This window comes from Sphingopyxis sp., assembly GCF_016793825.1.
In the GTDB taxonomy this organism is placed as follows: domain Bacteria; phylum Pseudomonadota; class Alphaproteobacteria; order Sphingomonadales; family Sphingomonadaceae; genus Sphingopyxis.
In genome coordinates, this window is the sequence record NZ_JAEULM010000044.1 from 217,844 (window position 1) to 238,452 (window position 20,609).

The following is a 20,609-nucleotide window of genomic DNA, read 5'->3' on the forward strand; positions in this document are numbered from 1 at the left end:
GCCAATCGGGGGCCGGGCGCCTCTTCAGCGGCGTTTCCCCTTGTGCCTGATATTCGCCGGTCGTCCGCGCTTGCCGACCATATGCTTGCCCGCCTTCTTCACGCCGTCGCGATGGAGCGGGCGGCCACGAAAGCCGCCTTCCGGAGCGTCGGGCAATTCGAAGCGCAGCGCACCGCTGATCGGATTCGCCTCCATCAGCCGAAGGTCGAGCCGCTGCCCGATGCCATAGCTGACGCGCCCATGCTCGCTGTCGAGCGTCCGTGCGGCTTCGTCATAGAAGAAACGTTCGCTGCCCAGCGTCGAAACCGGGACTAGCCCGTCGCCGCCCAGACCGTCGACCGTCGCGAAAAAGCCGAACGGCTGCACGCCCGTGATCCGCGCCGCCACGATCTCTCCGGTCCTAGTCGCGAGATAGGCCGCAACATAGCGATCGATCGTCTCGCGCTCGGCCTCCATCGCGCGGCGTTCGAGTGCGCTGATCGCTTCGCCGATGCGCGAAAGCCCCTTGGCGTCGGCTTCGCCAAGCCCTGTGCGAGCGGGTAAATCCTTTGGTCGTCCGGGCACCTCCAGCCGGTAGGCATCGACGAGCGCGCGGTGGACGATCAGATCGGCGTAGCGACGGATCGGCGAGGTGAAGTGGGCATAGCTGCCGAGCGCCAGACCGAAATGTCCCGCGTTGGCGGGGCCGTAATAAGCCTGCGTCTGGCTGCGCAGGATCGCCTGCATGATCTCCGGCAAGCGATCGTCGTCCGAAAAGCCGTCGATCAGTCGGTTGAACACGGCCGGCGTGATCACCTGCCCCAGGGCGAAGCTTCGTTCGAAGGTTTCGAGATAATCTTTCAGGCTGACCAGCTTCTCACGGCCGGGCGGCTCGTGGATGCGGTACATGACCGGCGATTTCTTCGCCTCCAGCGCCTTCGCCGCTGCGACGTTGGCGGCGATCATATAATCCTCGATCAGCCGATGCGCGTCGAGGCGCTCGCGCACGCGGATCTCGGCAATACTGCCTCGTTCGTCGAGGATCACCTGCCGTTCGGGCAGGTCGAGGTCGAGCGGCGCGCGGGCATCGCGCGCTTTCGCGAGCAGTCCCCAGCAGCCCCAGAGATTTTTGAGCGAGGGAAGCACATCGGCGTCCCACCCCTCGTCGGGCGTATCGGCGTCATAGGCCGCCTGCGCCCGCTCATAAGCGATATTGGCGCGCAAGCGGACAAGCGCGCGCGCGAAACGCCATGACGTCACCTTGCCATGCCGGTCGACAACCAGATGGCACGCCATCGCGGCGCGATCCTGTCCGGCCTTCAACGAACAGACGCCGGCCGACAGCGTCTCGGGCAGCATCGGGACGACCTGATCGGGGAAATAAACGCTGTTGCCGCGACGCCGCGCTTCACGGTCGAGCGCCCCGTCGGCGCGGACATAATAGCTTACATCCGCGATCGCGACGATGGCGCGGAAACCGCCCTTGTTCGCCGCGTCCTCATCCGGAATCGCCCACACCGCATCATCGTGGTCGCGCGCATCGGCGGGATCGATCGCCACGATCGGCAGATCCCGCAGATCCTCCCGGCCCTCCGGCGTCAGCGGAAGCCTGGCGGCGCGATCCGCCTCCTCGATCGTTTCGGCAGCAAAGACATCCGGAATTTCATGCCGCGCGATCGCAATCATGCTGAGCGACCGCGGCGCAAACGGATCGCCGATGCGATCGACCACTTTGGCTTTGGTCGCGGGACCGCGACCCGACAATTCGGCTCGCACGAGGTCGCCAATCGCGGCATCGCCTATATCCGCAACCGCAAAGTCGAAGCGCGCCCGCTTGTCGGCGGGGCGAAGCCAGGTCGTCGGCTTTCCGCCGGGCCCCGTATCCGTGACGAGTACACCGATGATCGTCTCGCCGCCAGCCTCCAGCTTCTTCATCGGGTGTGCGACATGGCCGGTGCCGCGTTCCTCGGTGCGCGCGAGGATGCGATCGCCCACGCCAAGCGCACCCTTGCGGCCCTTTTCCATCACGCGCAGGCGCGGAGCCGGACCGCTGCCTTCCCAGCGATCGGGAACCGCCCACACCGCATCGCCCTCGACCGCCGCAACGCGCAGCACAGTGACGCGCGGCAGCCCGCCATGCTTATGAAACGACCGGCCTGACGCCATGTCGACGAGCCCCTCGTCGGTCATGTCCTTGAGCAGCGCCTTCAGGGCGATCTTGTCGGCGCCATGCAGGCCGAAATGCTTGGCAATCTCCCGCTTCCCGATCGCGCCGGGGCTGTCCTGGATAAAACGCAGGATTTGCTCGCTCGTCGGTAGCCCGGCGGGTTTTGGCCGTTTCGGTCCTTTTGCCAATTAATAGGTCCGCCCGATAAGCACGCGCTCGACTGCAGGCTCGCCGGTGAAGAAGCACGCGCCGTCCGCCGGCGCGGCGTCAAGGGGCGTGTTGCGCATCGTCAGCTTGAGCGCCTTCAGCTTCTCGACGATCCCGTCGAGCGCGGCGCCGGTCGGACGCGCCCATTGCACCTCGACCCAACCGACAAACTTGTCGTCGCCGCCGAAATGCGCCGCGAGGTCGGTGACGTCGTGGCGGATGTTCGAATGCAGCCGCTCCTTCGCCTCGGCGTGGAGGCTCGCCTGAATCTCTTCCAGCATGGCCACCGCGCCCGCGACGAACTCGCTCTTTGCAACAAAGGCCGTGTTGAGCTTGCCGCTCTCCTGATACAGCCGGTCGCGGCGGATCACCGCGACATTGCCGCCGGCGACGTCGCGCGGGCCGATCTCGAGAATGATCGGCGCGCCTTTCTTGACCCAGCCCCAGCGCTTGGTCTGCGCCTTGTTGGCGGTGGCGTCGAGCAGCACACGCACGGGTTCGCGGAAGGCATCGAGCGCCTTCAGTTTCGTTTCCAGATCGCGGCAATAATCGAGGATTGCGACGTCCTCGTCATTGTCGCGGAGCATCGGCACGATGACGATCTGGTGCGGCGCGATGCGCGGGGGGCAGCGCAGCCCATCGTCGTCGCCGTGCGTCATGATGACGCCGCCAATCATGCGCGTCGACGTGCCCCAGCTCGTCGTATGGCAAAGGCTGTGGCCGCCATCCTTGTCCTGATACCGGATGTTCGCCGCTTCGGCGAAGCCGGTACCGAGATAGTGCGACGTGCCGGCCTGCAAGGCCTTGCCGTCCTGCATCATCGCCTCGATCGAATAGGTCGCGACGGCGCCGGGGAAGCGCTCATTCTCGGGTTTCTCACCCGCTATCACCGGCATCGCGAGGACGTCCTCCGCGAAGGCCCGGTACATTTCGAGCGCGCGCAGCGTCTCGGCCATCGCGTCATCCTTGTCGGCGTGCGCAGTATGGCCTTCCTGCCAAAGAAATTCGCTCGTGCGCAGGAACATGCGCGTGCGCATCTCCCAGCGCACGACATTCGCCCACTGGTTGACCTTCAGCGGCAGGTCGCGCCAGCTTTGGACCCATCGACTCATCGCCGAACCGATGACCGTCTCCGACGTCGGGCGGACGATCAGCGGTTCCTCCAGCTTCGCCTCGGGATCGGGAACCAGCTTGCCCTTGCCATCCGCGATCAGCCGATGATGCGTGACGACCGCCATTTCCTTCGCAAAACCATCGACATGGTCTGCCTCCTTCTCAAAGAAGCTCAAAGGGATGAACAGCGGAAAATAGGCGTTCTGAACCCCGGCGTCCTTGATCGCGGCGTCCATGACCTTCTGGATCCGCTCCCAGATGCCATAGCCCCACGGCTTGATCACCATGCAGCCGCGAACCCCCGATTCCTCGGCGAGGTCGGCCTCGGCAATGACATCCTGATACCAGGCCGCGAAATCGGCCTGACGGGTTACGCTGAGCGCATGCTTGATCATCTGTCCTGTTTCTGTCTGTGGCGCCCGTCAAAGAGCGCCGTCGTTCATTTGCGGGCGAGCGCGGCCTTGAGCTCCGCGATTTCGGCCTTCAGAGCGGCGATTTCGGCGTCTTTGGCCTTTGCCGATCCGGCGCCTGGAATGAAGGCTCCAGCCGCCTGCTGGAACATTTCGAGATTGCGGCGCGTGATTTCGGCCAGCGGGTTCGCTCCCAGTGCGCCTTCCAGCGCGGAGCGGACATCCTGCTGATTCTTGCGGAAAGCGGTCATCGACGCTTCCAGATATTGCGGCACCATCGATTGCATCTTGTCGCCGTACAGGCCAATCAGGTGGCGCAGAAAATTGACCGGAAGCAGCGTTTCGCCCTTCGTTTCGGTGTCCATGATGATCTGCGTCAGGACATTGTGCGTGATATCCTCTCCGCTTTTCGCATCGACCACGCGAAAATCGCGTCCGTCGCGCACCATCGCACCCAAATCGTCCAGCGTGATGTAGCAGCTCCGCTCGGTGTCGTAGAGCCGCCGGTTCGCGTACTTCTTGATGGTAACGACATCGCCGTCCGCTGCCGTTTTCGACTTGGCCATGCTATTCGCTGCTCCTCATTGCCCAACAATGGCCACGATCGGGGCCATCCGGATGCGATTTCTGCAAGGTTCAGGCCTTAGCACCAATTATTGACGCACCGCAACAAGCCCACCGGGCCGCGCCGTTCGATTCGGGAACCACCGCAAACAATTTGCGGCGTGATGATGACAATCGGCGTGCCCCGACGAAATCGGAACGATGGCACGATCGCAATGGGTGAAAGTAATTTAGTTTCACGTGCAACCTAAAATAGGACATGATCGGACGAGCTTTTGGCCGCAAAAACATGGTCATGTCGCGTCGCAACAAACTTGTTGCGCCGCGCGCATCTTCGGCATGGCCGCCATCTGTTGCAGAATTGCAACAACAACGCCTCTCCGCGCGTCCTCACGCTCGAAAAATTCAGGTCGGGGCTTGTGCCCGTCCCATTTTCGGTCTTTTTTAACCCGATCCGTTCCATCATATTTTTTTTGAACGGCTAAACCGGGGAGTTATCCATGAAGAAGTCGCACCTGTTTGTGGGTGCTGCTGCATTTGCAGTAGCTATGTCCGTGAGCCAGCCTGTGTTTGCGCAGGCTGCTGCGGATTGCGCAGATACCGATAGCAATGGCGTTTGCGATTCCGAAGAATCGACCGCCATCGTTGTCACGGGTTCGCGCATCGCGCGTCCGGATTTTGAATCGACCGTCCCGGTCGTTTCGATCACGGGTGCGGAACTGGCCCAGCAGGGTGGCGTTTCGATCGGCGACGCATTGAACGACCTTCCTTCGCTGCGCTCAACCTTCAGCCAGGCGAACTCGACTCGCTTCCTCGGCACAGCCGGTCTCAACCTGCTTGACCTTCGCGGCTTGGGAACCCAGCGCACGCTGGTTCTCGTCAACGGCCGTCGCCACGTCGGTTCCGACATTCTGGTCAACGCCGTCTCGCCGGACGTCAACACCTTCCCGACCGACCTGATCGAACGTGTCGACGTCGTCACCGGTGGTAACTCGGCGGTCTATGGCTCGGACGCCATTGCGGGCGTCGTGAACTTCATCCTCAAGGACGACTTCGAGGGTATTCAGCTTCACGGCCAAGGCGCCATCACGCCGCATGGCGATGCCGGGTCCTATTACCTGTCGGGCCTGGTCGGCACGAACTTCGCCGACGGCCGCGGTAACGTCGCACTCAATGTCGAATATGCGCGTCAGAACATCCTTTATGCATCCGATCGCGCCTATTACAGCCAGAACAACGGTTTTGTCGGGGTCGACACCGAAGCGTTCGACAGCAATGTCGTGAACGGTTCGGATGGCATTCCCGACAACCGCATCTTCCGCGACATCCGCTCGGCGACGATCAACTCGGGCGGTCTGCTCGCCTTCGCAAGTCCCACCGGTGCTTGCGGCCGTGACTCGATCACGCAGGCAGGCGTTGTCGGCCGGCCGTTCACTTGTAACTTCATCTTCCTTCCCGATGGCACGCTCGTCCCGCAGACCGGGACCCGCGTCGGCCTGTCGTCGCTCACGGCCACCAATACCGCGACCACGACGCCCGGCGGCGTGTTCATCGGCGGTAACGGCAATACGCGCCGCGAAGGGGACCTCATCCAGCTTCAGCCGCAGCTTAGCCGCTATTCGGCAAACGTGATCGGCCACTTCGAGGTTTCGCCTGCATTCGTGCCGTTCGTCGAAGCGAAATATGTTCGCACCGAAGTTTTCGGTCAGGGCGGTTCGGGCCCGGCCTTCGTGACCGGCAGCACTGTTGACGGCTTCTACGAACGCCCGCGTTTCGACAACCCGTTCCTGACGGATCAGGCGCGCGGCGTCATTCAGGCCGCTCGGGCGGCATCGGGCCTCCCTGCGGCAACGGGCGCGACGCGCCTGATCCTGCGCAAGAACTTCACCGAGCTCGGTTCGCGTGCGGAGGAATCGGTTCGTGAGACCTATCGCATCGTCGCCGGTTTCCGTGGTGAGCTTTCGGATAACCTGAATTATGAAGTTTCGGCCAACTATGGCGAATTCAAGGAACGCACGAAGATCCAGGGCAACCTGAACGTTCAGCGCTTCCTGCTCGGCATGGACGCCGTTCGTGATCCCGTCAGCGGCAACATCGTCTGCGGATCCAAGCTCGATCCCACCCGTGCCTATGACGACTTTGCCGGCAACGCCGCCAACCTGACGGCCGACATCGCCGCCTGCGTGCCGATCAATCCCTTCGGCGAGCAGATTTCGAACGAAGCAAAGGCTTACGTCCTGCAGGACACGACCGTTCATGCCGGCATCAAGCAGTTTGACCTCACCGCGTCGCTCTCTGGCGATACGGGCGCCTTCTTCAACCTGCCTGGCGGTCCGGTCGGCTTTGCGGTCGGCGGCGAATATCGTCGTGAGCGCGTGAGCTACGAACAGGATCCGTTGGTCCGTAACGGCTACACTTTCTATAATGCAATCGGCGATTTCGTCGCTCCCGCATTTGAAGTGAAGGAAGCTTTCGCCGAAGTCCGCTTGCCGCTCCTGAAGGACTCGCCCTTTGCGGAAGAGCTGACGGTCAGCGCTGCTGGCCGCGTTTCGGACTACAAGGGTTCGGCAGGTACGACCTGGGCGTACAATGTCGGTATCGATTATGCTCCGATCCCCGACATTCGCTTCCGCGCGACATATGCTCGTGCGGTGCGCGCTCCGAACCTGAGCGACCTTTACTTCCCTGCCTCGCAGAACTTCGCACCGGGTTTCATCGATCCTTGCTCGCTGAACAACATCAAGAACGGTTCGGCGACACGTGAAGCAAACTGCCGAGCAGCGGGTGTTCCGACCAACTTCAACTACATCTACTCGCAGTCGCTGGAAACGCTCTCGGGCGGCAACATCGCTGCGGGCGGTTCGGGTCTGAAGTCGGAAAAGTCGGACTCCTATACCGTTGGCGGCGTTTTCCAGCCGAGCTTCGTCCCCGGGTTGTCGCTGTCGGTCGACTACTACAACATCAAGGTGAACAACGTCATCACGTCGCCGGGTGCGCAAAGCATCGTCGACACGTGCTACGATTCACCGACGACGGACAACCAGTTCTGCCAGCTGTTCGAGCGTGATTTCAACGATGCGACCGATCCGGGCCGTATCGTCGAAGGCAGCCTCGTCGACTCGCCGTTGAACTATGCGGCGCTGAAGGTTCGCGGCATCGATACGCAGATCGCCTATCGTCACAGCTTCGGTGAAGATGTTTCGATCGGCGCGAAGCTCGTGTATACCCACGTTCTTGAAAACACGTCGTTCCTCGACCTCACCCAGCCGGGTTATGGCGATACGGCGCTCGACGAACTGGGCGACCCGCGCGATGCGTTCAACTTTGACCTCGACATCAACGCGGGCAAGGTTTTCGTGAACTATGGTCTGCGTTTCCTCAGCCACCAGCTGGTCGGCACCTATGAGGCGGTCAACTCGTTCCAGGGTCGCGACCCTGAAAACGCCGACACCTCGTCGCCGATCTATTATCCGTCGGTCGTCTACATGGACATCCGCTTCGGACTGAACATCGACAAGAACTCGAACTTCTACCTTGGCATCGACAACTTCACCGACAAGAAGCCGCCGCTCGGCACGACGGCCATCGGTGCGGGTTCGGCGATCTTCGACAACATCGGTCGTCGCCTTTATGCCGGTGTGAACTACAAGTTCTAATTCAGATAAGAATAGTGACTTTTAAGGGCTGGCGATTTCGCCAGCCCTTTTTTTATGCGATACATTATGCATGTCCTCGTTGCCCCCCCCAAGAAGCGAAACCAGGGACGCCGATGCGACCCAAGCACATTGAACAAGCGATCCAGTTGACGGAGCACGCCGCTCAGCAAGGCGATGCATCTGCTCTCATGCAACTCGCCGTTTGGCGATTGGTCGGACAGCCGCTCGAACGGGATCTTCCGGGAGCGCGGATGCTGCTCCGACAGGCGGTACAGATCGGTCACGTCGACGCCGCGCTGATGGAGATCGCGTTGACTGCCAACGGAAGCGGAGGCTCCGCCAACTGGGGATCGGCGCGCAGCTTGCTCGATGTCGCGGCGCAGAATGACCCCATCGCCGCGCACCAGCGCGATTTGATCGAAGCAATGAACATCGACGCCGAGGGGAGACCGCTTGCCCTTCCCACAGCCCGTCAATTACGCGATGCGCCTCATGTCGAAGTAATCCCTCAATTCGTCACGCGCGACGAATGTCATCATCTTGCCAGCGTTTCCGCCCCAAGCCTGGTTCCGTCCGTGATAATTGATCCATCCACCGGCAAATCCCGACCACATCCGATCCGCACCTCCGACGGCATGGTGATCGGTCCGGCCCAGGAAGATTTGGTCGTCAGAGCGATCAACGCCCGCATAGCGGCGCTAAGCAAGACGCCTGTCGATAACGGCGAACCACTGGCCGTTCTCCGCTACAATCCCGGACAGGAATATAAATTGCATTCCGACGCGCTTCCGGACGCAAGCAATCAACGGTCACATACCGTGATTCTCTATCTGAACGAGGGTTTCCCTGGCGGCGAAACGGAGTTTCCGGCGATTGGCTTGCGCGTGCGGCCAGAGGCCGGAATGGCGCTTTTGTTCACCAATCTTCGAGAAGATGGATCGCCGGACCCGCTCGCCCGCCACGCCGGCCTGCCAATTGCGCAGGGTTCTAAATGGATCGCAACCCGCTGGATTCGTCAGCGACACTATGATCCATGGAATTCTGGCTAAACCCAGCAGCGCTCGAATCTCGCGCCCAGCCCGGTCAGCAATTCATATTGCGACAGGCCGCTTCGCGCTGCTGCCTCGGGCAAATCATAGTCGATCGCTATCCAGTCGCCCTCGACCAGTCCCTCGGCCTCGTTCGCGTCGAAGGCGACGAGATCCATCGATACGCGGCCGATCAGCGGCAACGAGCGCGCCTGCCAGAACGCGCCGCCCGATCCGGCATGACAGCGCAGATACCCGTCGGCATAGCCCAGGTTCGCGATCGCGACGCGCGTGTCGCACGATGCGGTCCAGATCGCGCCATACCCCACGGTCTCGCCCGCGGGGACGCTTCGCACCTGCAGCACCCGCGCTTCGGGAAAGGCCACCTGTCGGATCGCCCCGCGCGCCTCGGCGCGCGGTATGCCTCCGTAAAGCGCGATGCCGGGTCGCGTCAGATCAAAGCCGTAATCGGCGCCAAGGCAAATCCCGGCGCTATTGGCGAGACTGTATCGCCGCGCCGGAATCCTGTCGCGCACCGTGCGGAACGCCGCGAGCTGCCGCGCATTTTGCGCGCTGTCCTCATCGGCCGACGCCAGATGGCTGAGCAGCGTGTCGATCCTGAGCCCGTCGAGCGCGCCGCCCATGGCCTCCTCGATACGAAGCCCCAACCGGTTCATGCCGGTATCGATCATGATATCGCACGCCCGACCCTCGCCGCCCGCGCGCCAGCGTGCGACCTGATCGAGACTGTTGAGGACCGGACGCACGGGAAGCGTCTTCGCCGCGACCATGTCGCTGTCGCCAACGCCGTGCAGGACCGAGAGCGATACGTCGCCCGCCAGCGGCATCAGTGCCGCAGCCTCGACCCAGGTCGAGACGAAGAAATCGCGGCAGCCGGCGGCGACAAGATGCTTCATCACGCCCCGCGCGCCGAGGCCGTAGCCATCGGCCTTGATCGCCGCGCCGCACGCCGCCCCGCTCTGCTCCGCAAGCCAGCGCCAGTTGGATACCAGCGCGGCGGAATCGATGCGAAGGCGGTGCGGCGAAGCGATGTCGATCATGCTCCGCCCCTAGACCGCTTTCCCGGCAGCGCCAATGAGGTCAGACCGCCTCGCCCGCCGAGGACGTCGGCTTGTCCCATTGCCCTTCGACGGGGTCTTTCAACATGAAGGCCGAGACGAGGAACGCGACAAGGACGACGCCCCATGTGTACCAAAGCCCGGCATAGGCATTGCCGGTCTTGGCAATGATGTAGCTCGCGATCAGCGGCAGAAACCCGCCGAAATATCCGGTTCCGAGATGATAGGGAATTGACAGCGACGAATAGCGGACGTGGGGTGGGAACATTTCGGATAGTAGGGCGGCAACGGGACCGTAGGTGAAACCGGACAGCGCACTGAGACCGAGCAGCGCGGCGAGGATCACGACGATTCCAAACGCGCCCGGAACCTGCTTTTCAAAACTGTATCCCATCGCTTCGAGCGCGGGCTTCAAGACGGCGGGATCCTCGCCCGCCACCTCGCGGTCGCCAATTGTCACCTGAACGCTATCAAAACCGCTGTCGCTGGATACCACCGCATAGGGAACGCCCAATTTGGTAAGCTCGCCCAACGTCTTCGCGCACGCCGTGACCTGCTTCTGCGCGAACGGATCATAGCTGCACTGCGACCCGCGCACCACGATGGGCGCCTTGTCCGCGGCGGCTTCCAGTCCCGGATTTCCGACGCTGCCCATCAGCCAGAACAGCGGGAAGAGCAAGACGAGCGTCGCGGCATAGCCCCAGACGATCGGCCTTTTGCGGCCGATCCGGTCGGACAACCGACCAGCCCATATAAAGAAACCCATGCCGAGTGCCGCCGCAATGCCGACGATGATCTCCGCCGCCGTATCGTCGACCTTCATCGGCCCCTTGAGGAATGCCAGCCCCGAAAACATCGCCGTGTACCAGATGACCGTCAGTCCGGCGGCAATACCGAACAGCGCGATGAAGATGCGTTTCGGATTACCCGGATAGGTGAAGCTTTCCTTCAGCGGGTTCCGGGCAATCTCACCCTCCGCCTTCATCGCCTTGAACACCGGACTTTCGGAAAGCTTGAGGCGCATCCACAGCGAGATTGCGAGCAGGATGAGCGAAAGCAGGAAGGGCACGCGCCACCCCCAACTTTCCCATAACGCATCCGGCATCACCGCCTTGCAGCCCAGCACGACAATCAGGCTGAGCACGAAGCCCCCGACGACGCTCGCCTGGATAAAGCTCGTATAGAAGCCACGCTTTTCGGGCGGCGAATGTTCGGCGACGTAAACCGCCGCGCCACCATATTCGCCGCCGAGCGCCAGCCCCTGCAGAATGCGGAGCAACAGCACGATGATCGGTGCCGCGATGCCAATCGTCGCAGCCGAGGGAATCATGCCGACCCCTGCGGTCGCGATTCCCATCAGGGTCACCGTAACGAGGAAGGTATATTTGCGCCCAAGGCGGTCGCCGAGGAAACCGAACAGCACCGCGCCGAGCGGCCGAAACCCGAAACCGACCGCGAACCCCGCCCAGACGAGCAATATTTCCAGGGTCGCATTGTCACTGGGAAAAAACGTCTTGCCGATGATTGCCGCGAGCGTGCCGTAGATGAAGAAATCATACCATTCGAAGATCGTCCCCGCCGACGAGGCGGCGATGACCATGCGGATATCCTTCGCGGACGGTTGATAAGTGCCGTCATGGCCCGCGACGGCGGCTGCGTCGGTCATAGTCTCTCCCTTGGCCTGCCCGGCCTCCCCTTTTTCATCCACGCGGAGCCAGCCTCGAACCGTGAACAGATTGGAGCCGGTGTAGCTTTCCCATGTCGTCGCGCAAGCCTTCTTGGCGTGGCGCCATTCCGGTGGCAGACTGTCCGCCATGCAGTTCATCGACCTTTCGATCCCGATCACCAATGACGTCGTGTCCGACCCGCCGGTGATGCGCCCGCAGATCACCTATATGACCCACGAAAATACGTGGGAACAGATCGCGATGTTCTTTCCCGGGCTGACCCGCGACGATCTTCCCGACGGCGAAGGTTGGGCCGTCGAAAGCCTGACGCTGTCCACGCACAACGGCACGCATATGGACGCGCCGTGGCACTTTCATTCGACGACCAACGAAGGCGCCACCGCCGCGCCGAGCATCGACGAAGCGCCACTCGATCTCTTCTTCCGCCCCGGCGTGAAGCTCGATTTTTCGGATCGACCCGCGGGCCATGTCGTGATCGGCGCCGAGGTCGAGGCCGAGCTGGCGCGGATCGGGCACGAGCTTCGGCCGCTCGACATCGTCCTCGTCCAGTCGGGTGCAATCTATGGCACCGAGAATTTCACCGATCAGGGTTGCGGCATGGGCGCCGAGGCGACGCTCTATCTGACCGAGCGGGGCGTGAAGGTCGTCGGCACCGACGCCTGGAGCTGGGACGCGCCGTTCAGCCACACCGCAAGGCGCTGGGCCGAAACGCGCGATCCGTCGATCATTTGGGAAGGCCATAAGGCGGGGCGCATCAAACCTTATTACCAGATCGAGAAACTGACCAATCTCGCCGCCCTGCCCGCGACCGGCTGGACGCTCAGTTGCTTTCCTGTGAAAATCGAACGCGCCAGCGCGGGATGGATCCGCGCGGTGGCGCTGATCGATTAGAGATTCAGCGTCGCAAGCATCCACAGCGTCCACAGGCTGAGCGCGAGGAGCGTGCCAAAGGTCGCGACGACCCCGATCTGTCGTCCCAGTGGCGCTTTACCCGGCTCCGACGGCGTGTAGAGCCCCACGATGTGTCCAACACGGCCGACCAGGAAAATCGCACCGATCGCCATCAACGCCATGTGATTGGCGCGCACGGTTTCCAGCAGCCCGAGCAGGATGATGACGATCGGAGCATATTCGGCAAGATTGCCGTGCGCGCGGCTGGCGCTGATCAGCTTGGCGTCGCCATGGTCGCCGAATGCCGCTTTCAGCCGCAGGCGCTGACGCACGGTATCGATCGCGGTGGCGAGCAGCAGCAGTGCGCAGACGGCTGCGACGAAGGCAGTTACCGGTAAAGTCATGATCCCTCTCCTCTTCCCGCACGCAGCCTAACCGGCAACATGCGCGGGCGAAAGGTCAGAAGAGGCGCGAGCCGTTCGGGACCGCGCGATCGGGCGCGAAGAGGATCACCGCCCCCTCCTCATCGGCAAACCCCAGCGTCAGCACCTCCGACAGGAACTTGCCGATCTGGCGCGGCGGGAAGTTGACGACCGCCGCGACCTGACGCCCCGGCAATTCCTCGATCGCATAGCGGTCGACGATCTGCGCACTGCTCTTTTTTACACCGATCGCGGGGCCGAAGTCGATCTTCAGCTTGAACGCGGGCTTGCGCGCCTCGGGAAAAGGCTCGGCCTCGACGATCGTGCCGACGCGGATATCCACGCGGAGGAAATCGTCGAACGTGATGGCCTCTGCCGCCGGTGCATCCTGATCGTGATTGACGTGCAAGATGTCACTCCATTTCAAGGATCACCGCATCCACCGCCAGGCTGTCGCCCTGCGCGGCGTTGACGCTTTTCACGACACCCGTCTTTTCGGCGCGCAGAATATTTTCCATCTTCATCGCCTCGACCGTCGCGAGCGGCTGACCAGCCTCGACCTTGTCACCTGCGCCAACATGCAGCGCGACTAGAAGCCCCGGCATCGGGCAGATGAGGAATTTCGACAGGTCCGGCGGCACCTTCTCGATCATATGCGCAGCGAGCGGTGCGACGTGCCACGGCAGCACGCGCACCTCTTGGATGGCCCCGCGCGTCGTCAGGCGCCAGCCGGTGCGCGTCCTGGCGACCTTCACCGCCAGTTCGCTGCCGTCGATCTCCGCAACCACCAGCCGGTCGCCCGGCGTATATTCAAGCGCGATGTCGACCTTCTCGCCGTCGACCTTGATATGCTTGGGACCGAGCTTCACCTTGTGGCTCGCGCCGCCGATCGTCACCTGCCATTTCGCAGGCGGGTCGAGCCGGTCGCCGAGCTGGCCGTCGGTGCGCCGCGCGCGGTCGGCCTCGGCGCTCGCCATGAAACCCGCGATCGCGGCGAGCGCGCGCGTCACCGCGTCGTCGGTCGGCGCGCCGTGGAAGCCTTCGGGATATTCCTCGGCGATGAAGCCCGTCGTCAGCTCGCCCGAGCGGAAGCGCGGGTGCTGCATGATCGCCGAGACGAAATCGATATTGTGACCGAGCCCTTCGAGTTCGAAGCGGTCGAGCGCCGCGACCTGCAGGTCGGCCGCCTCGTCGCGCGTCTTGCCCCAGGTGATCAGCTTGGCGATCATCGGGTCGTAGAAGATCGACACCTCGCCGCCGTCATAGACGCCGTCGTCGACGCGCACGCCGTCGACCCCGCGGCGGCCGTTCTCGGCGCCGTCGTCGGTCCAGCCCGGCACCGGCGGCTTGTAGCGCACGAGCCGCCCGGTCGACGGCAGGAAGCCACGATAAGGATCTTCGGCATAGACGCGATTCTCGATCGCCCAGCCGTCGATCTTCACATCCTCCTGCGTCAGTTCGAGCTTTTCGCCCGCGGCGACGCGGATCATCTGTTCGACCAGGTCGATGCCGGTGATCGCTTCGGTGACGGGATGTTCGACCTGCAGCCGGGTGTTCATTTCGAGGAAGTAGAAGCTCTCCCCCGTCGGGTCGGCGCCCGAGACGATCAGTTCGACCGTGCCCGCGCTGTAATAGCCGACCGCCTTCGACAGCGCGACGCACTGCTCGCCCATTGCCTTGCGCATCTTCTCGGTGACGAAGGGCGACGGCGCTTCCTCGACGACCTTCTGGTGGCGGCGCTGGATCGAGCATTCGCGCTCGTTCAGATAGAGGATGTTGCCGTGCTGGTCGCCGAGGATCTGAATCTCGATATGGCGCGGGTTGAGGATGAACTTCTCGATGAAGACGCGGTCGTCGCCGAAGCTGTTCAGCCCCTCGCGCTTGACGCTCTCGAATCCTTCGCGGACGTCCTTCTCGTCATAGGCGAGGCGCATCCCCTTGCCGCCGCCGCCGGCGCTGGCCTTCATCATCACCGGATAGCCGATCTCGTTCGAAATCTCGACGGCATGCTCGGTGTCGCGAATTTCACCGACAAAGCCGGGAACGACATTGACGCCCGCTTCCTTCGCGAGCTTCTTCGACTCGATCTTGTCGCCCATCGCAGCGATCGCGTTCACCGGCGGGCCGATGAAGGCGATGTTTTCCTTAGCGAGCGCCTCGGCAAAGCTGGTGCGCTCGGACAGGAAGCCATAGCCCGGATGCACCGCCTCGGCGCCGGTCGCCTTGCACGCCGCGATGATCTTGTCGGCGATCAGATAGGATTCGGATGCGGGCGACGGCCCGATATGCTCCGCCTCGTCGGCCATTCGCACGAAAGGCGCGCGCGCGTCGGCGTCCGAATAGACGGCGACGGTCGCGATGCCCATGCGGCGTGCGGTCTTGATGACGCGGCAGGCGATTTCGCCGCGATTGGCGATCAGGATTTTCTTGAACACTCTTTACTCCCCTCCCGCTTGCGGGAGGGGCCGGGGGAGGGCCTGTCCCGTTTGCGAAATTCGATATGGCTTCAGAGGGAACAGGCCCTCCCCTAACCCCTCCCGCACGCGGGAGGGGAACTCTATTCCGCCGCCTCCATCCGCATCGGCTCTTCGCTCACCATCGGGACAATCCCCAGCTTCGCGAACAGGGCCGCATCGGCATTGTCGCCGCGGTTGCCCGTGGTCAGCAGCTTGTCGCCGGTGAAGATGCTGTTCGCGCCCGCCATGAAGCAGAGTGCCTGCGTCGCCTCCGACATGCTCTCGCGCCCTGCCGACAGGCGGACCATCGACTTCGGCATGGTGATGCGCGCGACCGCGATGGTGCGGACGAATTCGATATCGTCGATCTTCGCGAGCGGCGTGTCGGCGAGCATGTCGCCGAGCACCGTCCCCTTCACCGGCACCAGCGCATTGATCGGCACGCTTCCCGGATGTTCGGGAAGCGTCGCGAGCGCGTGGATGAAACCGACGCGATCCTGCCGCGTCTCGCCGAGCCCGACGATGCCGCCCGAGCAGACGTTGATCCCGGCATTGCGGACTTCCTCGAGCGTGTCGAGGCGGTCCTGAAACGTCCGCGTCGAGATGATATTCTCGTAATTCTCCGGGCTCGTGTCGATATTGTGGTTGTAATAATCGAGCCCCGCGACGGCGAGCGTCTGTGCCTGTTCCTTGGTGAGCATCCCCAGCGTCATGCAGGTTTCCATGCCCATCTGGCGCACGCCCTCGACCATCTCGACGATCGCCGGCATGTCGCGGTCCTTGGGATTGCGCCAGGCGGCGCCCATGCAGAAACGCTTCGAGCCCGAATCCTTGGCCTCAGCCGCTGCCTGCAGCACCGCGCGCACATCCATCAACTTGGTCGCCTTGAGGCCGCTGTCGGCGCTCTTCGACTGCGAGCAATAGCCGCAATCCTCGACGCAGCCGCCGGTCTTGATGCTGAGCAAGGTACAAAGCTGCACCTCGCCGCGCGCGTGGTTGCGACGATGGACGCCCTGCGCCTCCCACATCAATTCGTCGAACGGAAGGTCGAACAGCTCCGCGATCTCCTCGCGCGACCAGTCGTTGCGGGTCTCGATCATGCGATGCTCTCCAATGCCTGCGCCAGGTCGGCGATGATGTCGTCGATATGTTCGATGCCGACCGACACGCGGACCACGTCGGGGCCCGCGCCGGTTTCGATCAGGTCGGCTTCCGACAATTGACTGTGGGTCGTCGAGGCCGGGTGGATGATCAGCGAGCGCGTATCGCCGAGGTTGGCAAGATGACTGAACAGCTTGACCGACGACACCAGCCTGACGCCCGCGTCGTATCCGCCCTTGAGGCCGAACGTGAATACCGACCCGCCGCGCCCGCCAAGATATTTGTGCGCCAACTCATGATAAGGGCTGTCGCGGAGACCCGCATAAGAGACCCAGCTCACCGCCGGATGCCCTTGCAGCCACTTGGCGAGCTGAATCGCGTTGCTGCAATGCCGGTCCATCCGCAGCGCCAGCGTTTCCATGCCGGTCAGCGCAAGGAAGGCGTTCATCGGCGCGAGCGCAGGCCCCAGATCGCGCAGGCCCAGCGTCCGCGCGGCGAGGATGAAGGCAAGGTTGCCGAACGCCTCGCTAAAGACCAGCCCGTGATAGGAGGCGTTGGGTTCGCTGAGCGTCGGATATTTGCCACCCTTTGCCCAGTCGAACGATCCCGCGTCGACGATCACCCCGCCGATCGCATTGCCGTGGCCGTTGAGGAACTTGGTCGTCGAATGGACGACGATATCGGCGCCATGTTCGATCGGGCGGCACAGCATCGGGGTCGCCATCGTGTTGTCGACGATCAGCGGGACGCCCGCATCGTGCGCGACCTTTGCGATCGCCTCGATATCCTGCACGACGCCGCCGGGGTTCGCGAGGCTTTCGATGAACACCGCGCGCGTATGTTCATTGATCGCCGCCGCGACGTTGGCCGGATCGTCGGCATCGACGAAGCGGGTCGTCCAGCCCATCTTGCGAAAGCTCTGCCCAAGCTGGTTCTGCGACCCGCCGTAGAGCTTGCGCGCCGCGACAATCTCGCACCCCGGCTCCATCAGCGTGTGGAACGCCAGAAATTGCGCGGCATGGCCCGACGCCACCGCCAGCGCGGCCTGCCCACCCTCCAGCGCCGCGATCTTTCCTTCGAGCGCGCCGTTGGTGGGGTTCATGATCCGGGTATAGATATTCCCGAATTCCTGCAGGTTGAACAGGCGCGAGGCATGTTCGACGCTGTCGAAGACATAGGACGAGGTCTGATAGATCGGCGTGATGCGTGCCTTCGTCGTCGGATCGGGCTCGGTGCCGGCGTGAACGGTCAGCGTTTCGGGTTTCTGCGTCATTGGCCAAGTCCCTCCAGATACAGCGCCAGGAACATCCCGACCCCCAGCGACAGCGCCGCGGGCGCCACGATGCGATAAAAATTCGGATTGAACCATTTGCCGGGCACTTTGCCGGTGCTCTGCTGGCGCACGATGGCGCCCGTTCCCGAAAAGGCGAATATGGCCGCAAGCGCAACGAGCCCCACGACCGCATACATCTTCGCCGCCGCCGGCGCCGCGCCTTCGCGCTGCGATATCGCGAGCACGCCGCCCAGTGTCAGGATCGACAAGGAGGTCAGATGCTTGAAATAATCATAGAGATAGGCGGCGCCATCGTGAATGGCAGGCACGACCGCAACCTTGGCTTCGTCGATATCATCGCTCATGCGGCATCCTCCAGCGGCGGCATATTATGGCCGAGCAGGCGCAGCACGTCGGCGGCGCATTCAACCACGTTCGAGCCGGGGCCATAGATGCCCTGCACCCCCGCGTCGCGAAGATAATCATAGTCCTGCGGCGGGATGACGCCGCCCGCGATGACCTTGATATCGGTGCGGCCCGCTTCGCGGAGCTTCGCGATCAGTTCGGGGATCAGCGTCTTGTGCCCTGCGGCGAGGCTTGACGCTCCGACGACGTCGACGGCGCTGTCGAGCGCCAGCACGACGGTTTCCTCGGGCGTCTGGAACAGCGGGCCCGACACGACGTCGAAGCCCATGTCGCCGAACGCCGAGGCGATGACGTTGGCGCCGCGATCGTGGCCGTCCTGTCCCATCTTCGCGACGAGCAGCTTGGGTTTGCGACCCATGCGGCGCTCGACCGCCTGCACGCCGTCGAGCACCTGCTGCCAACGCGGATCGCCCGCATAGGGCGCGGCATAGACCCCCTTCACCGGGGTTGGCTGCGTGCCGTAACGATCGAAGCTCTCTTCCATCGCCAGGCTGATCTCGCCCAGCGTCGCGCGCGCGCGCGCTGCCTCGACCGCGTGGGCGAGGAGGTTATTCTCGATCGATTGCTCACCCGCGGCGGCATCCCGAAGCGCCGTCAGCGCCGCCTGGCAAGCCGCTTCATCCCGGTTTGCCTTAGTCTTGTTGATGCGCGCGATCTGCGCTTCGCGCACCTTGGTGTTGTCGACCTCCAGCGTTTCGAGCAGATCCTCGTTGGCGAGGCGATATTTGTTCACGCCGACGATCACGTCGTCGCCGCGATCGACGCGCGCCTGGCGCGCCGCGGCCGCCGTCTCGATCATCGCCTTGGGCCAGCCCGCCGCGACGGCCTTGGCCATGCCGCCTTCCTTCTCGACGCGCTCGATGATCTCCCACGCCTGATCGACCAATTGCTGGGTCAGCGCCTCGACATAATAGGAACCGCCAAGTGGATCGACGACCTTGGTCATCCCCGTCTCTTCCTGGATGACGATCTGGGTGTTGCGCGCGATACGCGCCGAGAAATCGGTCGGCAGCGCGATCGCCTCGTCGAGCGCATTGGTGTGCAGCGACTGGGTGCCGCCGAGCATCGCCGCCATCGCTTCGATCGTCGTGCGCATGACGTTGTTGTACGGGTCCTGCTCGGTGAGCGAGACGCCCGACGTCTGGCAGTGGGTGCGCAGCATCTTGCTACGCTCGTCCTTCGCGCCGAGATTGGTCATCACGCGGTGCCACAGCACACGCGCGGCGCGCAGCTTCGCGATCTCCATGAAGAAGTTCATGCCGATCGCGAAGAAGAAGGACAGGCGCCCCGCGAACTTGTCGATGTCGAGGCCCGATGCGACGCCATAGCGCACATATTCGGCGCCATCGGCGATGGTGAAGGCCAGTTCCTGCACCTGCGTCGCGCCGGCTTCCTGCATATGATAGCCGGAGATGGAGATGCTGTTGAACTTCGGCATCTCGCGCGACGTATAGCCGAAGATGTCGGAGATGATCCGCATCGAGGGCTCGGGCGGGTAGATATAGGTGTTGCGGACCATGAACTCCTTCAGGATGTCGTTCTGGATGGTCCCGTCGAGCAATTTACGCTCGACCCCCTGCTCCTCGCCCGCGACAATGAAGAAGGCGAGGATCGGGATCACCGCGCCGTTCATCGTCATGCTGACCGACATCTGGTCGAGCGGGATGCCGTCGAACAGGATCTTCATATCCTCGACGCTGTCGATCGCGACCCCCGCCTTGCCGACGTCGCCGACGACGCGCGGATGGTCGCTGTCATAGCCACGGTGTGTCGCAAGGTCGAAGGCAACCGACAGCCCCTTCTGCCCCGCCGCGAGATTGCGGCGATAGAAGGCGTTCGATTCCTCGGCGGTCGAAAATCCCGCATATTGCCGGATCGTCCACGGCCGCCCCGCATACATCGACGCGCGCACCCCGCGCGTGAAGGGCGCGAAGCCGGGCAGGCCGGGATCGGCGGTCACGTCGTCGGCCGTGTAGAGCGGCTTGACGTCGATCCCCTCGGGCGTCGCCCAGGTCAGGTCCTTGCCCTTCACTTCCTTCTCGGCGGCGGCGGCCCATTGGTCGAGGGTGGGTTTGTCGGTCATTTGCAGTCTCGTTCTCTCTTTCCGTCATGCCGGACCTGATCCGGCATCCCGCTTTGCGACGTCGAT

15 protein-coding genes are annotated in these 20,609 nt (G+C 63.1%); 3 read left to right on the forward strand and 12 right to left on the reverse strand.

The genetic code is table 11. From position 1 onward, the window contains the following. Positions 1–24: 24 nt before the first annotated feature. Genes JNM03_RS13990 through phaR form a run of 3 tightly spaced genes read right to left on the reverse strand, consistent with a single transcriptional unit; the run spans position 25 to position 4,442 of the window. Positions 25–2,334, reverse strand: coding sequence for a ribonuclease R family protein (locus JNM03_RS13990; RefSeq protein ID WP_294037477.1), 2,310 nt, complete (start codon positions 2,332–2,334; stop codon positions 25–27). Further along, positions 2,335–3,861 (reverse strand): proline--tRNA ligase, encoded by a 1,527-nt coding sequence (proS, locus tag JNM03_RS13995; RefSeq protein ID WP_294037479.1) that lies wholly within the window; start codon positions 3,859–3,861, stop codon positions 2,335–2,337. A 44-nt stretch (positions 3,862–3,905) separates the two neighbouring features. Continuing rightward, entirely contained in the window at positions 3,906–4,442 is a 537-nt protein-coding gene (gene phaR / locus JNM03_RS14000) for a polyhydroxyalkanoate synthesis repressor PhaR (protein ID WP_294037481.1), read from the reverse strand. A gap of 498 nt (positions 4,443–4,940) precedes the next feature. Here phaR and JNM03_RS14005 point away from each other — a divergent pair, with 498 nt between their 5' ends. Together JNM03_RS14005 and JNM03_RS14010 are read left to right on the forward strand one after the other, a co-directional pair. Further along, a complete protein-coding gene (locus JNM03_RS14005; protein WP_294037483.1) occupies positions 4,941–8,096 on the forward strand; it encodes a TonB-dependent receptor in 3,156 nt (1,051 codons plus the stop codon). 113 nt (positions 8,097–8,209) lie between these two features. Next, a complete protein-coding gene (locus JNM03_RS14010) occupies positions 8,210–9,145 on the forward strand; it encodes a 2OG-Fe(II) oxygenase (RefSeq protein WP_294037485.1) in 936 nt (311 codons plus the stop codon). On the opposite strand, the gene alr is transcribed toward JNM03_RS14010, so the two are convergent. Both alr and JNM03_RS14020 read right to left on the reverse strand, forming a co-directional pair. Beyond that, positions 9,142–10,185, reverse strand: a complete 1,044-nt coding sequence (gene alr / locus JNM03_RS14015; RefSeq protein ID WP_294037486.1) for an alanine racemase — start codon at positions 10,183–10,185, stop codon at positions 9,142–9,144. The two genes, JNM03_RS14010 and alr, sit on opposite strands and share 4 nt — an antisense overlap. Before the next feature lie 40 nt (positions 10,186–10,225). Next, the gene (locus JNM03_RS14020) at positions 10,226–11,869 is read right to left on the reverse strand and encodes an MFS transporter (protein WP_294037488.1); all 1,644 of its coding nucleotides are present in this window, start codon (positions 11,867–11,869) and stop codon (positions 10,226–10,228) included. Between the two features lie 148 nt (positions 11,870–12,017). On the opposite strand from JNM03_RS14020, the gene JNM03_RS14025 reads away from it, so the two are divergent. Next, on the forward strand, positions 12,018–12,782 hold the full coding sequence (locus JNM03_RS14025) for a cyclase family protein (protein WP_294037490.1): 765 nt from the start codon (positions 12,018–12,020) through the stop codon (positions 12,780–12,782). On the opposite strand, the gene JNM03_RS14030 is transcribed toward JNM03_RS14025, so the two are convergent. From JNM03_RS14030 to scpA, 7 genes are all read right to left on the reverse strand, one after another. Next, a complete protein-coding gene (locus tag JNM03_RS14030; protein WP_294037491.1) occupies positions 12,779–13,186 on the reverse strand; it encodes an MAPEG family protein in 408 nt (135 codons plus the stop codon). The genes JNM03_RS14025 and JNM03_RS14030 overlap by 4 nt on opposite strands. A 55-nt stretch (positions 13,187–13,241) precedes the next feature. Beyond that, positions 13,242–13,613: a tRNA-binding protein gene (locus tag JNM03_RS14035; protein WP_294037492.1), complete on the reverse strand. Its 372-nt coding sequence runs from the start codon at positions 13,611–13,613 to the stop codon at positions 13,242–13,244. Positions 13,614–13,617: 4 nt separating this feature from the next. Continuing rightward, the gene (locus tag JNM03_RS14040) at positions 13,618–15,639 is read right to left on the reverse strand and encodes an acetyl/propionyl/methylcrotonyl-CoA carboxylase subunit alpha (RefSeq protein ID WP_294037493.1); all 2,022 of its coding nucleotides are present in this window, start codon (positions 15,637–15,639) and stop codon (positions 13,618–13,620) included. Between the two features lie 122 nt (positions 15,640–15,761). Then, positions 15,762–16,760, reverse strand: coding sequence for a biotin synthase BioB (gene bioB / locus JNM03_RS14045; RefSeq protein WP_294037494.1), 999 nt, complete (start codon positions 16,758–16,760; stop codon positions 15,762–15,764). After that, complete coding sequence (locus JNM03_RS14050) at positions 16,757–18,034, reverse strand: O-acetylhomoserine aminocarboxypropyltransferase (RefSeq protein WP_294037495.1); 1,278 nt, start codon at positions 18,032–18,034, stop codon at positions 16,757–16,759. The genes bioB and JNM03_RS14050 overlap by 4 nt, the downstream gene beginning before the upstream one ends. Further along, on the reverse strand, positions 18,031–18,399 hold the full coding sequence (locus JNM03_RS14055) for a hypothetical protein (protein ID WP_294037496.1): 369 nt from the start codon (positions 18,397–18,399) through the stop codon (positions 18,031–18,033). Before JNM03_RS14055 ends, JNM03_RS14050 begins: the two co-directional genes overlap by 4 nt. After that, complete coding sequence (gene scpA / locus JNM03_RS14060) at positions 18,396–20,543, reverse strand: methylmalonyl-CoA mutase (RefSeq protein ID WP_294037498.1); 2,148 nt, start codon at positions 20,541–20,543, stop codon at positions 18,396–18,398. Before scpA ends, JNM03_RS14055 begins: the two co-directional genes overlap by 4 nt. Between the last annotated feature and the right edge of the window lie 66 nt (positions 20,544–20,609).

What these genes read in the sequence shown, in the direction of transcription:
- proS (WP_294037479.1), bottom strand. Translation starts at nt 3,861, where the DNA reads ATGATCAAGCATGCGCTCAGCGTAACCCGTCAGGCCGATTTCGCGGCC.
- phaR (WP_294037481.1), bottom strand. Translation starts at nt 4,442, where the DNA reads ATGGCCAAGTCGAAAACGGCAGCGGACGGCGATGTCGTTACCATCAAG.
- JNM03_RS14005 (WP_294037483.1), top strand. Translation starts at nt 4,941, where the DNA reads ATGAAGAAGTCGCACCTGTTTGTGGGTGCTGCTGCATTTGCAGTAGCT.
- JNM03_RS14010 (WP_294037485.1), top strand. Translation starts at nt 8,210, where the DNA reads ATGCGACCCAAGCACATTGAACAAGCGATCCAGTTGACGGAGCACGCC.
- alr (WP_294037486.1), bottom strand. Translation starts at nt 10,185, where the DNA reads ATGATCGACATCGCTTCGCCGCACCGCCTTCGCATCGATTCCGCCGCG.
- JNM03_RS14020 (WP_294037488.1), bottom strand. Translation starts at nt 11,869, where the DNA reads ATGACCGACGCAGCCGCCGTCGCGGGCCATGACGGCACTTATCAACCG.
- JNM03_RS14025 (WP_294037490.1), top strand. Translation starts at nt 12,018, where the DNA reads ATGCAGTTCATCGACCTTTCGATCCCGATCACCAATGACGTCGTGTCC.
- JNM03_RS14030 (WP_294037491.1), bottom strand. Translation starts at nt 13,186, where the DNA reads ATGACTTTACCGGTAACTGCCTTCGTCGCAGCCGTCTGCGCACTGCTG.
- bioB (WP_294037494.1), bottom strand. Translation starts at nt 16,760, where the DNA reads ATGATCGAGACCCGCAACGACTGGTCGCGCGAGGAGATCGCGGAGCTG.
- JNM03_RS14050 (WP_294037495.1), bottom strand. Translation starts at nt 18,034, where the DNA reads ATGACGCAGAAACCCGAAACGCTGACCGTTCACGCCGGCACCGAGCCC.
- JNM03_RS14055 (WP_294037496.1), bottom strand. Translation starts at nt 18,399, where the DNA reads ATGAGCGATGATATCGACGAAGCCAAGGTTGCGGTCGTGCCTGCCATT.
- scpA (WP_294037498.1), bottom strand. Translation starts at nt 20,543, where the DNA reads ATGACCGACAAACCCACCCTCGACCAATGGGCCGCCGCCGCCGAGAAG.